This window comes from Secundilactobacillus silagincola, from assembly GCF_002583405.1.
Classification (GTDB): domain Bacteria; phylum Bacillota; class Bacilli; order Lactobacillales; family Lactobacillaceae; genus Secundilactobacillus; species Secundilactobacillus silagincola.
The window spans coordinates 109,699-124,643 of record NZ_BCMJ01000002.1 but is presented as its reverse complement, the minus strand read 5'-3'; the positions used below and the strand labels follow the sequence as shown (position 1 = coordinate 124,643).

At 43.4% G+C, this 14,945-nt stretch carries 13 protein-coding genes and 1 riboswitch; of the genes, 6 read left to right on the top strand and 7 right to left on the bottom strand.

Annotation, left to right across the window (positions count from 1 at the left end):
* Positions 1-7: 7 nt before the first annotated feature.
* The 4 genes from dapA to lysA are packed head-to-tail and all read right to left on the bottom strand — an operon-like array spanning position 8 to position 4,178.
* A complete protein-coding gene (gene dapA, locus CES82_RS02420; protein ID WP_098823738.1) occupies positions 8-904 on the bottom strand; it encodes a 4-hydroxy-tetrahydrodipicolinate synthase in 897 nt (298 codons plus the stop codon).
* Positions 905-946: 42 nt separating this feature from the next.
* A complete protein-coding gene (locus CES82_RS02415) occupies positions 947-2,098 on the bottom strand; it encodes an N-acetyldiaminopimelate deacetylase (protein ID WP_098823737.1) in 1,152 nt (383 codons plus the stop codon).
* A 4-nt stretch (positions 2,099-2,102) separates the two neighbouring features.
* Positions 2,103-2,813, bottom strand: a complete 711-nt coding sequence (dapD, locus tag CES82_RS02410) for a 2,3,4,5-tetrahydropyridine-2,6-dicarboxylate N-acetyltransferase (protein WP_098823736.1) — start codon at positions 2,811-2,813, stop codon at positions 2,103-2,105.
* 48 nt (positions 2,814-2,861) lie between these two features.
* Positions 2,862-4,178, bottom strand: coding sequence for a diaminopimelate decarboxylase (gene lysA / locus CES82_RS02405; RefSeq protein WP_098823735.1), 1,317 nt, complete (start codon positions 4,176-4,178; stop codon positions 2,862-2,864).
* Between the two features lie 99 nt (positions 4,179-4,277).
* A riboswitch (Lysine riboswitch) is annotated at positions 4,278-4,457 on the bottom strand.
* Between the two features lie 494 nt (positions 4,458-4,951).
* Between lysA and CES82_RS02400 the strand changes: the two genes are divergently transcribed.
* Together CES82_RS02400 and dapF are read left to right on the top strand one after the other, a co-directional pair.
* Positions 4,952-6,322: an aspartate kinase gene (locus CES82_RS02400; protein ID WP_098823734.1), complete on the top strand. Its 1,371-nt coding sequence runs from the start codon at positions 4,952-4,954 to the stop codon at positions 6,320-6,322.
* 77 nt (positions 6,323-6,399) lie between these two features.
* A complete protein-coding gene (dapF, locus tag CES82_RS02395) occupies positions 6,400-7,410 on the top strand; it encodes a diaminopimelate epimerase (protein WP_098823733.1) in 1,011 nt (336 codons plus the stop codon).
* Between the two features lie 68 nt (positions 7,411-7,478).
* Here dapF and CES82_RS02390 read toward each other — a convergent pair whose 3' ends face one another.
* On the bottom strand, positions 7,479-7,787 hold the full coding sequence (locus tag CES82_RS02390; protein WP_098823732.1) for a DUF7671 family protein: 309 nt from the start codon (positions 7,785-7,787) through the stop codon (positions 7,479-7,481).
* Positions 7,788-7,794: 7 nt separating this feature from the next.
* A complete protein-coding gene (gene lplA, locus CES82_RS02385) occupies positions 7,795-8,835 on the bottom strand; it encodes a lipoate--protein ligase (RefSeq protein ID WP_098823731.1) in 1,041 nt (346 codons plus the stop codon).
* 146 nt (positions 8,836-8,981) lie between these two features.
* On the opposite strand from lplA, the gene CES82_RS02380 reads away from it, so the two are divergent.
* Positions 8,982-9,353, top strand: a complete 372-nt coding sequence (locus CES82_RS02380) for a glycine cleavage system H family protein (RefSeq protein WP_098823730.1) — start codon at positions 8,982-8,984, stop codon at positions 9,351-9,353.
* Between the two features lie 85 nt (positions 9,354-9,438).
* Here the strand turns inward: CES82_RS02380 and CES82_RS12425 are convergent, their stop codons facing one another.
* Complete coding sequence (locus tag CES82_RS12425; RefSeq protein WP_089088279.1) at positions 9,439-9,585, bottom strand: hypothetical protein; 147 nt, start codon at positions 9,583-9,585, stop codon at positions 9,439-9,441.
* Between the two features lie 231 nt (positions 9,586-9,816).
* Here CES82_RS12425 and CES82_RS02370 point away from each other — a divergent pair, with 231 nt between their 5' ends.
* The 3 genes from CES82_RS02370 (at position 9,817) to carB (ending at position 14,740) form a co-directional block, all read left to right on the top strand.
* Positions 9,817-10,047: a P8 family protein gene (locus tag CES82_RS02370; protein ID WP_098823729.1), complete on the top strand. Its 231-nt coding sequence runs from the start codon at positions 9,817-9,819 to the stop codon at positions 10,045-10,047.
* Between the two features lie 555 nt (positions 10,048-10,602).
* Positions 10,603-11,673, top strand: a complete 1,071-nt coding sequence (locus tag CES82_RS02365) for a carbamoyl phosphate synthase small subunit (RefSeq protein ID WP_098823728.1) — start codon at positions 10,603-10,605, stop codon at positions 11,671-11,673.
* Positions 11,666-14,740, top strand: a complete 3,075-nt coding sequence (gene carB, locus CES82_RS02360; protein ID WP_098823727.1) for a carbamoyl-phosphate synthase large subunit — start codon at positions 11,666-11,668, stop codon at positions 14,738-14,740. The genes CES82_RS02365 and carB overlap by 8 nt, the downstream gene beginning before the upstream one ends.
* Positions 14,741-14,945: the final 205 nt, after the last annotated feature.

Genomic DNA, 14,945 nt, shown 5'->3' with positions numbered 1-14,945 from the left:
ACACTTATTATTTTACTAATGCGTCTTCATCCATACCTAACGCCACTGCTAATTGACGAGATTCTTCCTCATTCAATGATTGAATTGGTAAGCGGCAATCGCCAACGCCATAGCCTTGGGCATTCAAAACTGCCTTAACGGGTGATGGTGATGGGAACATGAACAGTGCGGCCATCTTTGGTGTTAATTGACGCTTCAAACCGCCAGCCTTAGTCAAATCACCAGCGTAGAGTGCATCGTACATTGCCCGAATCTGATCACCGTAGATGTGTGACGCAACGGAGATCACACCAGCACCGCCAACCACGCGAGCAGACAGTGCCTGAGCATCTTCACCACTGTAAACATAGAAATCATCGGGGGTGTGTTCAACTAAAAATTCGATATCTTCAATTGACGTACATTGCTTAACACCTGCAATCTTAGGGTTCTGAGACAATGTTACAACCGTTTCGTTGGCCATGGTTACACCAGTACGGCCAGGAATGTTGTAAATGATGATTGGCTTTTCAGCTGCATCTGCAACTGCTGTAAAGTGAGCAATCATCCCGCGTTGACTTGGCTTGTTGTAGTAAGGTACCACGACGAGTTCGTAATCGACACCTTGGATTTCGCTGACTTCCTTGGTTAAGGCTGCGGTTTCACGGGTATTGTTGCTACCAGTGCCGGCAATAACGGGCACACGACCACCAATAATTTGACCGAAACGGGTGTATAATTCAATCTTTTCATCGTGAGTCAACGTCGGTGTTTCACCAGTCGTCCCACCGATAACAAAGCCCTTGCTGCCAGTATCAATCAAGTGATTAGTCAACTTTTCCAACGCATCATAGTTAATGTTGTCGTTTTCATCAAATGGGGTAATAATCGCGGTCATCAAATCTACGTTATCTAGTGTTGTCATAATAGTTCTCCTTTTTATTGAGCAATTCAGATTACAGTCTAATTATTCAGCCATTCTAGCGGTCATAAAGCCGGTAATGGCGTTAACACCTGCTTCAATAGATGATTCTTTAGGACTCAGTGTTGCTGAATGCAACTGTGAGTCGTCTTCAACCCCCAGCCAGAACATCGTGCCAGGAATCTTGGAAAGCAAGTAACCAAAATCCTCACCCGTCATGGCAGGTTCGGTTTCGACAAAGTTAACATCGGGATTTCCCTTCATATATTTAATGAAGCGTTTGGTCAGTTCCGGATTATTTTCAACCGGTAGATAACCGCCCTGATTCAAACCCACGGTCACCTTGGCGTTAAAACTTCTGGCAATCCCTTCACCAACGTCTTGCAAACGCTGGTCAATACGCTTGATCATGACTTGCGTCAACCCACGAATCGTCCCTTCGATGTGGGCGTGACCGGCAATCACGTTACGAATCGTACCAGCTTCCAGTTTACCTAGTGTAATCACACCGCCCTCGATGGGGTCAATGCTGCGGGAAATGATGGTTTGAGCTTGGCTGATCAAAGCCGCTGCTGCCACCACCATATCATTAGCATCTTGCGGATAAGCAGCATGACCGCCCTTACCTTCAAGGTCAATATTCACTTCCGTAGTACCAGCAAATAAAGTTCCCATTCGGCAGCCAATCGCGCCAGCCGGTAAGTCCGGATTGTCATGCAACCCATAAAATTCATCGGGTCGCCACTGACCTTTGAATACCCCTAGTTCATAGGCTAGCTTGCCGCCATTTTCACTTTCTTCAGCTGGCTGGAAGAAGAAAATCATGTTGTCAGTCGGCTGATGTTCAGCAAAGTAACTCAAAACACCTAACGCCACCGTCATGTGAATATCGTGCCCACACGCGTGCATGACACCGGGATGCTTGGAAGCAAATGGGAGACCCGTTTCTTCAGTAACCGGCAACGCGTCAATGTCAGTTCGGTAACCCAGGGTCCGTTTTGGTGCGCTGCCTTCAATTCGTACTAACAGTGCCGTTGGCAAATCAGGAATCTTTCGAATTTCCAAATGGGTCTGATTAAAACTGGTAATCACTTTTTCCAGATAAGCTGCCGTCTGCACTTCGTTTAACGCCAACTCAGGAATCTGATGCAAGTCGCGACGAATTTTGATTAACGCATCTTCCGTTAAAACTGCCATCTCATCACAACTTTCTTAAATCGTCTTCAAGACCGGTCTTCGATTCGGTCTTCTGATCAACGTTCTTGATAAACTTAGCTGGTACACCAGCCACCATGGTATGCGGTGCAACGTCTTTAGTCACCACAGCGCCAGCTGCAACCACCGCACCTTCACCAACGTGCACGCCTTCAATCACCACGGCGTTGGCACCGATCAGGACGTTATCGTCAACACGGACCGGTTCAGCAGATGCAGGTTCAACGACGCCTGCCAAAACGGTACCGGCACCAATGTGAGAATGTTTTCCAACAATCGCTCGGCCACCAAGAACCGCACCCATATCAATCATGGACTCATCACCAATTTCAGCACCAATATTGATAGTTGCACCCATCATGATCACGGCATTATTACCAATCAAAACTTGATCGCGAATAATGGCACCTGGTTCAATTCGAGCGTTAATTTCTTTCATGTCCAACAACGGTACAGCGGAATTACGGGTCTGGTTTTCAATTTCCGTATCCGTAATTTCAGCTTGATGCTGGTCAAGGAAAGTTTTGACATCCGACCAGTCACCGAACAGCACGCCAGTCTTAGTTTCAATGAAGGCTTTAATGCTATCTGGAACATTTAAATCAGCCAAATTACCCTTAATATAAACCTTAACCGGGGTCTTCTTTGGTGCATTACCAATGTAATCAATAATTTCTTGTGCGTCTAATTGTGCCATGTGATAACCTCATCTCTCTTAAATTAGTTATAAATAGGAAGTTTTTCTTTAAAATGATTCAGGTAATGGTTGATCTAACCGCGTCAAATCAGCGTACGTTTCACGTTTAACTACCAGCGTTGATTCACCATTTTCCACGAAGACAACGGCTGGTCTTGGATTACGGTTATAGTTGGAAGCCATGGAGTATCCGTATGCCCCAGTATCCAAGATAGCGAGAACGTCACCTGGCTTGCTTGCTGGTAACGGCTGCTGGTCAATCAAGATATCGCCTGATTCGCAATACTTACCAGCAATGTGCACCGTTTCAGTTGGCTTTGCAGTTGGCTGATCAACCAAAAGCGCTTCATACTCTGCTTGATAAAGTGCTGGTCGAATGTTATCACCCATACCACCATCTACAGTGACATACGAAGTTAAGCCGGGCACATCCTTACGAGAGCCGATGGTATATAAGTTATAACCGGCTGGGCCAGCAATTGAACGACCAGGTTCGATCCAAACAGCTGGCATGTCCAGGTTTTGATCTGCTGCACTTTGCTTGATGGTCTTAACGATAGCATCCACGAAATCTTCAGGAGCTAATGGATGATCATCCTTGGTATATTGAATACCGAAACCACCACCAACGTTGATGACCTCTGGTTGATATTGGTATTGATCGTGCCAGTTAGCTGCAATTTCAACTAACTTTTTCGCTGCCATTTGGAACCCGTTGAGTTCAAAAATTTGAGAACCAATATGGGCATGAATCCCTAACATATTCATCCGTTCGTTCGCTAAAACTTCTTGAAGTGCTTCATCAGCTTGGCCTGACTTCAAGTCAAAGCCAAACTTACTGTCCTCTTGACCAGTGGAAATGTATTCGTGGGTATGTGCTGAAATCCCCGGCGTAATTCTGAGCATCACTGCTGAACTGGCGTCCTGTTCTTTAAGGACTTGATCCAATAATTCAATTTCATGGAAGTTATCTAAAACAATGACACCCACGTGGTTTTTAACGGCCATTTCCAATTCTTCGCGTGATTTGTTATTACCGTGGAAGCTCACACGGGCCATTGGGAACCCAGCCTGAAGGGCCGTGTAAAGTTCACCGCCGGAAACTACATCAATGTGCCCCTGTTCTTGGTCAATCACTTGGAACATAGCAATCGCGGCAAAGGCTTTGCTGGCATAGCTAACTGCGTAGTCCACGCCGTTTGCTTCAAAAACTGATTTGAAACGTCGAATCTGATCACGAATCTTAGAAACATCGTAAACTGCTAGCGGTGTTTGGTACTTCGTTGCTAATTCATCCGCATCGACACCACCGATGGTTAAATGTCCTGCTTCGTTGATCTGTTCGTTTGTCAATTGCTCACTCATGTTATGCCCTCCGGTAGATAATAGATTATACGAAAAGGGTCCTTTTGTTTACGCTAAACAAAAGGACCCCACAGTTAATGACTTATTCATTATGGACTCAATTTCGATAGCGCTCCGCAGACGTTATATCTGCGACAGTCCGTGATTTATTGAATCACGTCCCAGCGAACTGAATGCTGCAACATTCAGCGCTTCGGCAACGTCCCCTTTTGGTTCACCTCTTAGTCATAACAGTGACTGAGTGAACTGACTAATGTCGGTTGCAACCTCTTCGATTTAATCAAAGTTTATAATTGTTTTCTAAGATAGTCAAGGGGTTATTAAAAAAAGGTGTGGAAACGAGCGGTTAGAGAGCGGAGTGTAAGTGGATAAGGCTAAAAATCCCGGGCTTGGATTATTAGCCTTATCTGCTTACATGCAGCTCTCTGCTCGGTGGAACCCAATTAAAAAAAGGTGTGGAAACGAGCGGTTAGAGACTGGAGCCTAAGGGCACTCGGGCAAAAATCCCGGGTTTGGATTTGTGTCTGAGTGCCCTTAGGTGCAAGTCTCTGCTCGGTGTAGCCCAATTAGGCGATGTAAGAGTAAACAGCCTTTCCAGCCACTTCCATCCCCCCAAAAAACTTAATCCAAAAAAAATTCACATCCTACTATTGCCCCACAAAAGCACCCCCATTTCCATCAAAAAAAATTTGCCAAAGAAAAATAAACTGTTAGAATTCAATGTAATTATTAACCGTTTCTGATAAAAGCAGAACGGACAAGGAGTGTTAGATGTGAAAGTCGTTAAGTTTGGTGGCAGTTCGTTAGCCGACGGACCCCAATTTGAAAAAGTAATTTCGATTATGAAAGCCGATCCTGAACGTCAGGTCATTATTACCTCAGCACCAGGAAAACGTCATGATGGTGACATTAAGGTCACGGATCTGCTTATTAAATATGCACAATTAACGATTAAACATGCAGACACCAGTAAAATTTTTAACCAAATTTTTAGCCGTTATCAATCAATTGGTGACTACTTTGGTTTAACTGAAGATGCACTTGCGCCTATTTGGCACGCCTTAAGCGAGTTACCCACGACCGATTATCCTGATGACGACTACTTAATGGCCGCGTTTAAAGCTCATGGTGAACGCTTGAATGCCCGTTTAATGGCAACCGTTATGACTCATTTAGGCCTCAAAGCCCGCTTTGTCGACCCTAAAGAAGCTGGCATCATTGTTAGTGATGAACCCAATAACGCCACGGTACTACCAGAAACCTACACACATTTAGCTCACATTGACGTGGATGATACTATCTTGGTCTTCCCAGGCTTTTTCGGTTTTACCCCTAATGGTCAGATTGCCACTTTTTCACGGGGCGGATCCGACATCACTGGTGCCATCGTCGCCCGTGGTTTAAAGGCTGATCTGTACGAAAACTTCACCGATGTGGATGCTATCTACGCTGCTAATCCTAAGCTAGTCGATCATCCGCTGGCGATTCACCGAATGACCTACCGGGAAATGCGAGAACTGTCATACGCTGGTTTTTCCGTATTCCACGATGAAGCCATTATTCCAGCTATTCAAGGCGAGATTCCCATTAACGTGAAAAATACGAATCGTCCAGACCTACCCGGTACACTGATCGTACCAGAAAAGGACTTCAAGCCAGCTCAAACCATTACTGGTGTCGCTAGTTCTACTCGCTTTGCTGCACTATATTTGCACCGTTACCTGTTGAACAAAGAAGTTGGTTTCACTCTGAAATTACTTCAAGTATTCAAAAAATATAACGTCTCATACGAACATATGCCTTCTGGAATCGATGACTTGACCGTTATTTTCGATAAAACCCAGTTTGATGAAGATACCATCCACAACATGTGCCACGATATCCGCGAAGTTCTCCAACCCGATACATTAGAGTGGATTGACGATTATGCTATCATCATGGTGGTCGGCGAAGGAATGCGTAATAAAGTGGGTGTCATTGAACAAATCATTCAGCCACTTGCTCAGCATGATATCGGTGTCCATATGATCAACCAAGGTGCTTCTCGCATCTCAATTATGTTAGGTACCCGTCGCGCAGACGCGGAAGAAGCTGTTAAGTCGATCTATAATGCTTTTTTCAGTAGTGAACCCGTTAAAAATTGATTTAATCAAGAGACTTTTTGACTGAAGACTGATACAATAACCACACGATTATCTGCAAAAATAAGGAGTAAAAAACTATGGTGCAATTACGAAAAGTTCACGGTTCTGAAAATCACTTTTTCTTACTGGATCAAACGACCCTGGACCAACAGCTCAATGATGCTGAATTAACCGCATTAGCTCAGCAGATTACCAATCCCCAAACGGGTATTTTAGACGGTGCTGACGGCGTACTAGTGGTCAACTCATCGTCACACGAAAACGTTTTGGGTCAAATGCGTGTGATCAACGCCGATGGCAGCGAAGCTTCAATGTGCGGTAATGGTTTACGAACTGTTTCACGTTACCTGGCTGAAAAGAACCATGCCAATCAGTTTAAAGTTGAAACACTAACAGCTGATCTACAAGTTAGCCGTCAAAACGACTTAGCGCCAGAAGTACCTGCTTTTAGCGTGGAAATTTCTCCTGTACGGTTCAAACCAGCGGATTTTCCATTCACCAACTTGGGTAACGATGCCTTAATCGACCAACCAGTACCAGCACTTGCGCCAGGATTAAACTTCACTGCCATCGCTGTTCCTAATCCGCATCTGATCAGTTTTGTGGATGAAGCCACCATGAATAGTGACGTTTTAGGTGAATTAGGCGCTCGTTTAAACGGCGTCAACGACTATTTCCCTGATGGCGTAAATGTTAGTTTCGCTCAAATCTTAGGGAAGAATCAGTTATTTGTTCGCACCTATGAGCGTGGCGTTGGCTTTACTAATGCCTGTGGAACCGGTATGTCAGCTACTAGTCTAGCGTTTGCCATGGTTCATCCTAATCTAGGTGAATTTGACCATACAATCACCGTCTACAATCCAGGTGGTTTAGTTAAGACTCAGGTTCACCAAGCCGATGACCGCTACTGGATCGATTTAACGGGTAACGCCACCGAGACCCACCTCATTGACGTTGATGAAGCAGAACTTCATAACGCTAACGTGACAACGGAAACCGCCTCGATTCAGCAAACCACGGAAGAGGCAGCTTACCTTCAGTTTGTTGATCAGTTACCCAAGGTTTCAGCAATCGCCGTTAAAAAGTAAAGTAAATCAAGTATGAATATATATACAAAAAGAACTTCAGCCATTTTTGAGTTGAAGTCCTTTTTGTACTATTTAAGTTTGGTTTTTGCCAGCTGAATTAACTCATCGCTAACAAACTCACTGGTGAAGCGTTGCATCGTTGTAATGGCATGCCTGTCCTTATACGCCACAGGTTTGGTGGCAACCACCGCTACCGTTAAATGATTCTCGGTCAAAAAAACCTGGCCGATTCCTTTCAATTTACCCTTGGTATGCCTACCAGTTCGCCAAGAATGCAGTTGAAAATCTGATTCATCACGGATAACGTACTGACCGCTATCATCCTGCTCAACTGGCACACCGATATATTCTTCAACTGGATACTTTGCTTTTGCCATGATTCACCTACTGCTTTTCAATTAATAATTCATCAACTAATGTTTCAATATCCGCGTCACTCAGTACTTTACGCAACCAGCGCTTACTGAGCCGTTTTCGTAATTCATCTTTATCTAGACTGGCATCCGTCAGCTGACTTTCTAACTTGCGGGCCAATTTATCATCAAGTAAATCACCGTATACAGCGACCTTGATAATTTGCCGCTGGTCAACCATCAGATTAAGGGCAACGGTACCTGCATCAAATTGCTTAAACCGATAGCGGTTAAAACCGGGATTAGCACCAAAATTCCAGTCATTCGTTCGATATTGTTCGGCTAACCGTTCATCAATGATTTGCCAATCATGATCAGTTAAATGATAAGTTTCAATATCTTCTAAATGCTCTACGTGGAATAACTTCAGTAACAACTGAGTCTTGAAGGCTTCACTCGTTAACTGCTGATGTTCTGGTGCCAAGTGAGCTTTAATATTTTCAATGTTACTTCGATTTGATTTGACCCATTTACCGTTAATCCGCGTTTCAACCGGGTGTAAGGCCTGACTAGCTGCCTCCAAATCCATGTCATACATCAGCGTTCCGCCAGCAGCATAGGCATCGCCTGACTTAACCATGGTCATACCGGTAAACTTATGATCATTTACCACGAGGTCGGAATTGCCACGTAAAACGGCATCCGTTGCTCCTAATTCGTGTAGCGCATCAAGAATTGGCTGAGCGAAGACACTGTAGTTCCCCCATTCAGCGTCATCATCGGTTTCCCCTACCACAATATTTTCGAACACCAAGTTACCCATATCATGATAAACAGCACCACCGCCTGATGTACGTCGGACTAACGCAATGTTATTCTTGCGTAAATATGGTACGTTGACCTCCGCAAACACATTTTGATTCACCCCGACAATCACGGAAGGCTCGTTAATGTACATGATGAGACCATGCCCCGGTAATTTGAGATCATTGATCAAATAATTATCAAGGGATTGATTGACGATTGGATCATAGACTGGTTTGCCATCACGACTGGTATCGATTAAGAACATAAGGTTTGCCCCTTTTTCACTGATATTTGATACTTCTATTTTACGGTTTTTCTGGTGCCGATACCAGTCCAACGTGAATCGCTTTCTTTCTTTCACAAACCTCGGTATACTAACTGTATGAACGAAATGTGAGGGAGCGAATAGTCATGTCATTTTGGACGAAATTAATCACTAGTATTAAACACTTGTTTGGTGGAAAACCAGCTAAGTTTGAACCGAAAGAAAAAGACGGCGTTTGGTATCAAGAAATCAAGCCAGGTGTCGTCAGAATCGGGATGACCGATCAAGTTTATGAGGATCTAGGTGATATCACTTTTATGGACTTTTCATCACCAGATGACCAATTGGAGCCCGATGATGACCTGCTTGAAATGGAAGGCGCAAAAGCGGTTGAAACTTTAAAATCACCCGTTAAAGGCACCATTATTACAAGAAATAATGACTTGCTTAAACAAAGTGATCAACTAGCTAACCATTCAACTCAGGATAACTGGTTAGTCGATGTTAAAACTGCCTAACTACAAAAAGAACGTGATCACAGCCAATCGGTTGCCATCACGTTCTTTTTACTGTTCTTTTGAAAACAGCCAAAGCCGTTTTTGATTAGTTTTGGTTTTCTAGCTTTTCAGCAGCTTCGTCAATTGTAGCGAAACCTGACTTGCCACTCTTAGCCTTTGGGTGCTTAGCACGGTCTTCCTCTGCCTTTTCGATCAATGCCTTACGCTGTTCTTTACTTAACTTGTTAGCCATTTAAATCGCGCTCCCTTTATTGTCTTAAAATCATACGTTAGGATACCCTAACAATTTTATGTTAGCACTAATAGTCGGCTTTGTTAAATATTATGATTGATTGTAGCCCGATTTAATCATCTTCTAAACGCTTCCAGTAGATGATTTAATGTGTCTAATCTCATTCATAAGCAAAAAATTTAACACTCAGAAATAAAGGACTACAATGTAGTTTGTAAGGAGGAATTCAATATGGCAGAATCAGTAGATAAGACTTTATTCTTGGATTACAATATGAATGACGCTTTTGACTGGAGCGATGAAGAAATGCCAGTTCGCGACGCCATTTGGGATTACCTCATGGAACACAACGGTCACGATACCATGAAGACCGAGGAACAAATGAAACCATTCATGACCGAATCTGAAGCTGACATTCGTAAGTTTGTTGAAGGTAACTTGAAGACTGCGGATGCTAAGTAATTTATTATTAGTAAAATCGTTTTAAAACAAGGGTCGTTCACCACTAATTGGTGAACGACCCTTGTTTTGTGATTAGTTTGTCTTTTTATGTTTTGCAGACAATATAATGGAGATCATAACTGATATATTCAATTAAAAACGAATATCAGAACTGATTTTGACTAGATTTATTCGTAGATTTAGTTTAAAATCAATTCAAATCTAAAAAAATCAATAGCAACAACTGACAAATATTCAGAAAAAACTTTTGTATATTCAGTTTTCTGCATAACACTGTTCTATTGGCGTTTTCTAGATTTTTCCACAGTTTGTTGTAAACCTTTTTGTATCAAGGTTTTGTTGAGTAATGTCAGACAGCTATCTTTCGGGAATGTATAAAATAAAGTTGCGTTTTATCTCTATAAGTATTCATATAAAGCCTAAATAACTTATATTTAACTGAAAATAGCCGTTTTTATGTATAAACCAACTTGACAATACTCGATAAAAATCTTATCTTATACAAAAAGCAATTAACTCCGTCCGGCGAGGCGGTCATTGAGGAGGCTATCAAACATGAAGAAATATTTAACACTGGAAAACGGAGAACAATTTGTAGGCACCGCTGTTGGTGACCTCACTAAAGAGATTAAGGGTGAATTAGTTTTCACTACCAGCATGGTAGGTTATCAAGAAAGCATCACCGATCCCTCATACACGAACCAAATCATCACCTTTACTTATCCATTAATTGGTAACTATGGCATTTCGCTTCACGCTAATCAGTCGCCAACGATTGCTGCATCAGCCGTTGTCATGCAAGAAATTGCAACGACGGTTTTTCATTATCAAAGTGTCATGACGTTAGATGAATTCTTAAAAAAGTCTGGCGTCCCAGGCATCACTGGTGTTGACACTCGTAAATTAACAAAAATCATCAGGAAACACGGTACCATGAAAGCCAGTTTGACTAATCAGCCACTGTCTAAAAGCAGTTTTAACCAGACTAAAGCCGTGGATATGGTGGTTAAATCAGCGACCTTCTCACACCCTGAAAACGAGCATCCGGATCACGTTGTCTTAGTTGATTTCGGGGTCAAAGCAAACATTGTTAAATCACTGAGAAACTTCGGTGCTAACGTGACTGTGGTCACACCAGAAGCTAACTTCGAGTCAATCGAAGCTTTGCATCCAGATGGCATCCTGTTATCGAATGGCCCTGGAGACCCCGAAGAATTCACGGATTTCCTGCCCGTTATTAGAGAACTGCAGGAGCATTACCCACTATTTGGTATCTGCCTGGGTCACCAGCTTTTGGCGCTGGCAAATGGCGCCCGCACTTATAAGATGGTCTTCGGACACCGTGGTATTAACCACCCCGTTAAGAACCTACTGACAGGTGAAGTCATTATCACCTCACAAAATCACGGTTTCGCCGTTGATATTGATTCCGTCGATGAAACACCCCTTGAAGTTACCGCCATTGAAATCAATGATCAAACCTGCGAAGGATTGCGCTACCCTGGTAAACCGGTCTTTTCTGTTCAGTATCACCCAGAAGCTGCACCGGGACCACATGAAGCAACGCGGTTATTCAGTAAATTCATTGGTTCAATGCATACGAATGGGGGAGTACAACATGCCTAAAAGAACAGATTTAAATAAAATCGTCATTATCGGCTCTGGTCCAATCGTTATTGGCCAAGCTGCTGAATTTGATTATGCTGGCAGTCAAGCCTGCTTAAGCTTAAAAGAAGAGGGTTATGACACCGTTCTGATCAATTCCAACCCAGCCACGATTATGACCGACGACGAAATCGCCGATAAAGTCTACTTGGAACCCTTGACGTTGGACAGCGTCACTGCCATTTTGAAGAAGGAAAAACCCGATGCTATCCTACCAACTTTAGGTGGTCAAACTGGGCTTAACCTGGCAGTAGAACTAGCTAAAAAGGGTATTCTTGCTGACCTGGGAATTGAGCTCTTAGGAACTAACCTGCATACGATCAACCAAGCTGAAGACCGTGAAGCCTTCAAAGACTTAATGAAGGATCTCAACCAACCAATTCCACCTTCGAAGACGGTTTACGACCTTAAAACAGGGTTAGATTTTGCCCACGAAATTGGTTATCCCGTTATTATCCGGCCAGCGTACACCCTCGGCGGTACTGGTGGCGGTTTTGCTCATAACGATACGGAAATGGAAACGGTACTCAATCGTGGTTTAACCATGTCACCAGAAACCGAATGCTTGGTTGAAAAGAGCATCGCTGGTTACAAAGAAATTGAGTTTGAAGTCATGCGCGATCACAAGGGATCATCAATTATTGTGGCTGGGATGGAAAACTTCGATCCCGTTGGTGTTCATACCGGTGATTCAATCGTCTTTACCCCAACACAAACACTAACGGATAAAGAGTATCAACGCTTACGTGACGCATCGCTGACGATTGTGAACGCCCTTAAAATCGAAGGTGGCTGCAACGTTCAATTAGCTCAGGATCCTTATAGCGAACACTACTACGTGATTGAAGTTAATCCTCGGGTCAGCCGTTCATCAGCCTTAGCCTCAAAAGCAACGGGTTATCCAATTGCTAAGATTGCGGCTAAAATTGCGGTGGGCCTTAATCTGGACGAAATCATTAATCCAATCACACAAACGACCTACGCCATGTTTGAACCAGCGTTAGATTACGTTGTTGCCAAAATTCCGCGCTTTGCTTTCGACAAGTTCTACCATGCCGACCGTAAACTAGGCACCCAAATGAAGGCCACTGGCGAGGTCATGGCAATTGGCAGTAACATTGAAGAATCCCTCTTAAAAGCAGTTCAATCATTAGAGCTGGACTCCCAGATGCAAACCACGCTTTTACCGGATGATGCTAAAAATAAATCACTTGACGATTTACTCGAAACTATTAAAACACCAACTGATATTCGTTTATTTGAATTATTTGCAGCCATTTGCAAAGGTGCAACGATCGAACAACTGCACGATTCAACCAAAATTGATGAATTCTTCTTGTCCAAATTAATCAACATCATTAACATGCAAAAAGAGTTAATGACTGGTATGTTAACCTCTAGCTTGGTTCTAAAAGCCCAAAAGCTGGGCTTTGATGACGACATGATCAAAGCCGTCACCAACGTTACTGATGATGAATTAACTAAACTTCATAGTATGACCGATCAACATTTAGTCTACAAAATGGTTGATACCTGTGCTGCTGAATTTGAAAGTTTTACCCCCTACTTTTACAGTACGGTTGGTAACGAAAACGAAAGTAAGCCACTGGGCAACAGTGTAATTGTACTAGGTGCTGGCCCTATCCGGATCGGTCAAGGTGTGGAATTTGACTACACCACCGTTCACTCGGTCAAAGCGCTTCAGGCTGCCGGTTATAATGCCATTATTATTAATAACAATCCGGAAACCGTTTCAACCGACTTTTCAATTTCAGACAAGCTCTACTTTGAACCCCTCACCATTGACTCAGTCATGAACATCGTTAACTTAGAAAAACCCATCGGTGTTATCGTTCAATTTGGTGGTCAAACAGCGATTAATTTGACTCAACAGCTCACTGATCGTGGCGTTAAAATCCTCGGAACTAACATGGCCGGCATTGAACAAACTGAAAATCGGCACGATTTTGAAGATCTGCTGATTGATCAGAACATTGCTCATCCTGCTGGTGACACTGCAACTGATATTCCAGGTGCCCATGAAATTGCAACCAAGCTAGGCTACCCCGTTTTAGTACGGCCAAGCTTCGTCCTTGGTGGCAAGGGTATGGCAATCGTTCATGATCAAGACGAGCTTAACGATTACCTCGTTCCAGCATTGAAGCACAGCCATGGCGAACCTATTTTAATTGATAAATACATTAAGGGTACCGAATGTGAAGTTGACATCCTCAGTGATGGTAAACAAGTCTTCATTCCAGGCATCATGGAACATTTGGAAGGCGCTGGTGTCCACTCAGGTGATTCAATCGCCATGTACCCACCACAGACGTTAACGACTTCTCAAAAAGCCGAAATCGTTCAAATCGCAACTAAAATTGGTAAATCCGTCCACTGCATCGGTATGATGAACATCCAGTTTATCGTCGCTGATCAAGTTTACGTGATTGAAGTGAATCCACGGGCTTCAAGGACCGTGCCATTCATGAGTAAAATTACTCATATGCATTTGGCTCAGCTCGCAACCCAATTGATCATTGGCAAATCACTGGACGAAATCGACCTGCAGCCAGGAATGTATCCAGAACCAGATAGTGTTTATGTGAAAGCACCCGTCTTCTCATTCGCTAAGTTACCGGGTGCACCAACTGCACTTAGTCCAGAAATGAAATCAACCGGTGAAGATCTTGGTCACGGCAAGACCTTAGCTGAAGCACTTCATAAAGCATTCTTTGACAGCTACCATTTCGATAGTGACCAAGTGGGACCAATCTTGGTTACGCCACACGATGCTAAAAATACTGAATTAATGGCAGCACTTGATGCGGGTGGCTATCCGCACCAGGTTTATCAGATGGGACAAAAGTGGCCCGAAAACTTAGCTTTTGTTCTCGCAACTGAAGATGAAAGCAGTCTGGCCAAGCAATTAACAACCCGGGCTTTAAGCCACGAAGTCACTTTGTTTACCGCTTCTGACACTGTCGCAGCTTTAGTGAAAAATGCTCAGTCTGCTAGTGCTAAACAGTAGAGTGTGAAGGTAGGCGTCTAGAGATTGGAGCGTAAGCTAAGAAAACGGGGATCAGGTGGTTTTGTCCTGATCGTCGTTTTCTTAGCTTATGTGCAAGTCTCTGCCTACCTGAACACGTTTTGAATGTGAGCAATAAGGCGTATTCCGTCGAACGGAATACGCCTTATTTGATTTAAATTTTGGTATTTACCAATTTGAATCACGT

Excerpts from the sequence above, each read along its gene's own strand:
- dapA (WP_098823738.1), bottom strand. The coding sequence starts at position 904 with ATGACAACACTAGATAACGTAGATTTGATGACCGCGATTATTACCCCA.
- CES82_RS02415 (WP_098823737.1), bottom strand. The coding sequence starts at position 2,098 with ATGGCAGTTTTAACGGAAGATGCGTTAATCAAAATTCGTCGCGACTTG.
- dapD (WP_098823736.1), bottom strand. The coding sequence starts at position 2,813 with ATGGCACAATTAGACGCACAAGAAATTATTGATTACATTGGTAATGCA.
- lysA (WP_098823735.1), bottom strand. The coding sequence starts at position 4,178 with ATGAGTGAGCAATTGACAAACGAACAGATCAACGAAGCAGGACATTTA.
- dapF (WP_098823733.1), top strand. The coding sequence starts at position 6,400 with ATGGTGCAATTACGAAAAGTTCACGGTTCTGAAAATCACTTTTTCTTA.
- CES82_RS02390 (WP_098823732.1), bottom strand. The coding sequence starts at position 7,787 with ATGGCAAAAGCAAAGTATCCAGTTGAAGAATATATCGGTGTGCCAGTT.
- lplA (WP_098823731.1), bottom strand. The coding sequence starts at position 8,835 with ATGTTCTTAATCGATACCAGTCGTGATGGCAAACCAGTCTATGATCCA.
- CES82_RS02380 (WP_098823730.1), top strand. The coding sequence starts at position 8,982 with ATGTCATTTTGGACGAAATTAATCACTAGTATTAAACACTTGTTTGGT.
- CES82_RS12425 (WP_089088279.1), bottom strand. The coding sequence starts at position 9,585 with ATGGCTAACAAGTTAAGTAAAGAACAGCGTAAGGCATTGATCGAAAAG.
- CES82_RS02370 (WP_098823729.1), top strand. The coding sequence starts at position 9,817 with ATGGCAGAATCAGTAGATAAGACTTTATTCTTGGATTACAATATGAAT.
- CES82_RS02365 (WP_098823728.1), top strand. The coding sequence starts at position 10,603 with ATGAAGAAATATTTAACACTGGAAAACGGAGAACAATTTGTAGGCACC.
- carB (WP_098823727.1), top strand. The coding sequence starts at position 11,666 with ATGCCTAAAAGAACAGATTTAAATAAAATCGTCATTATCGGCTCTGGT.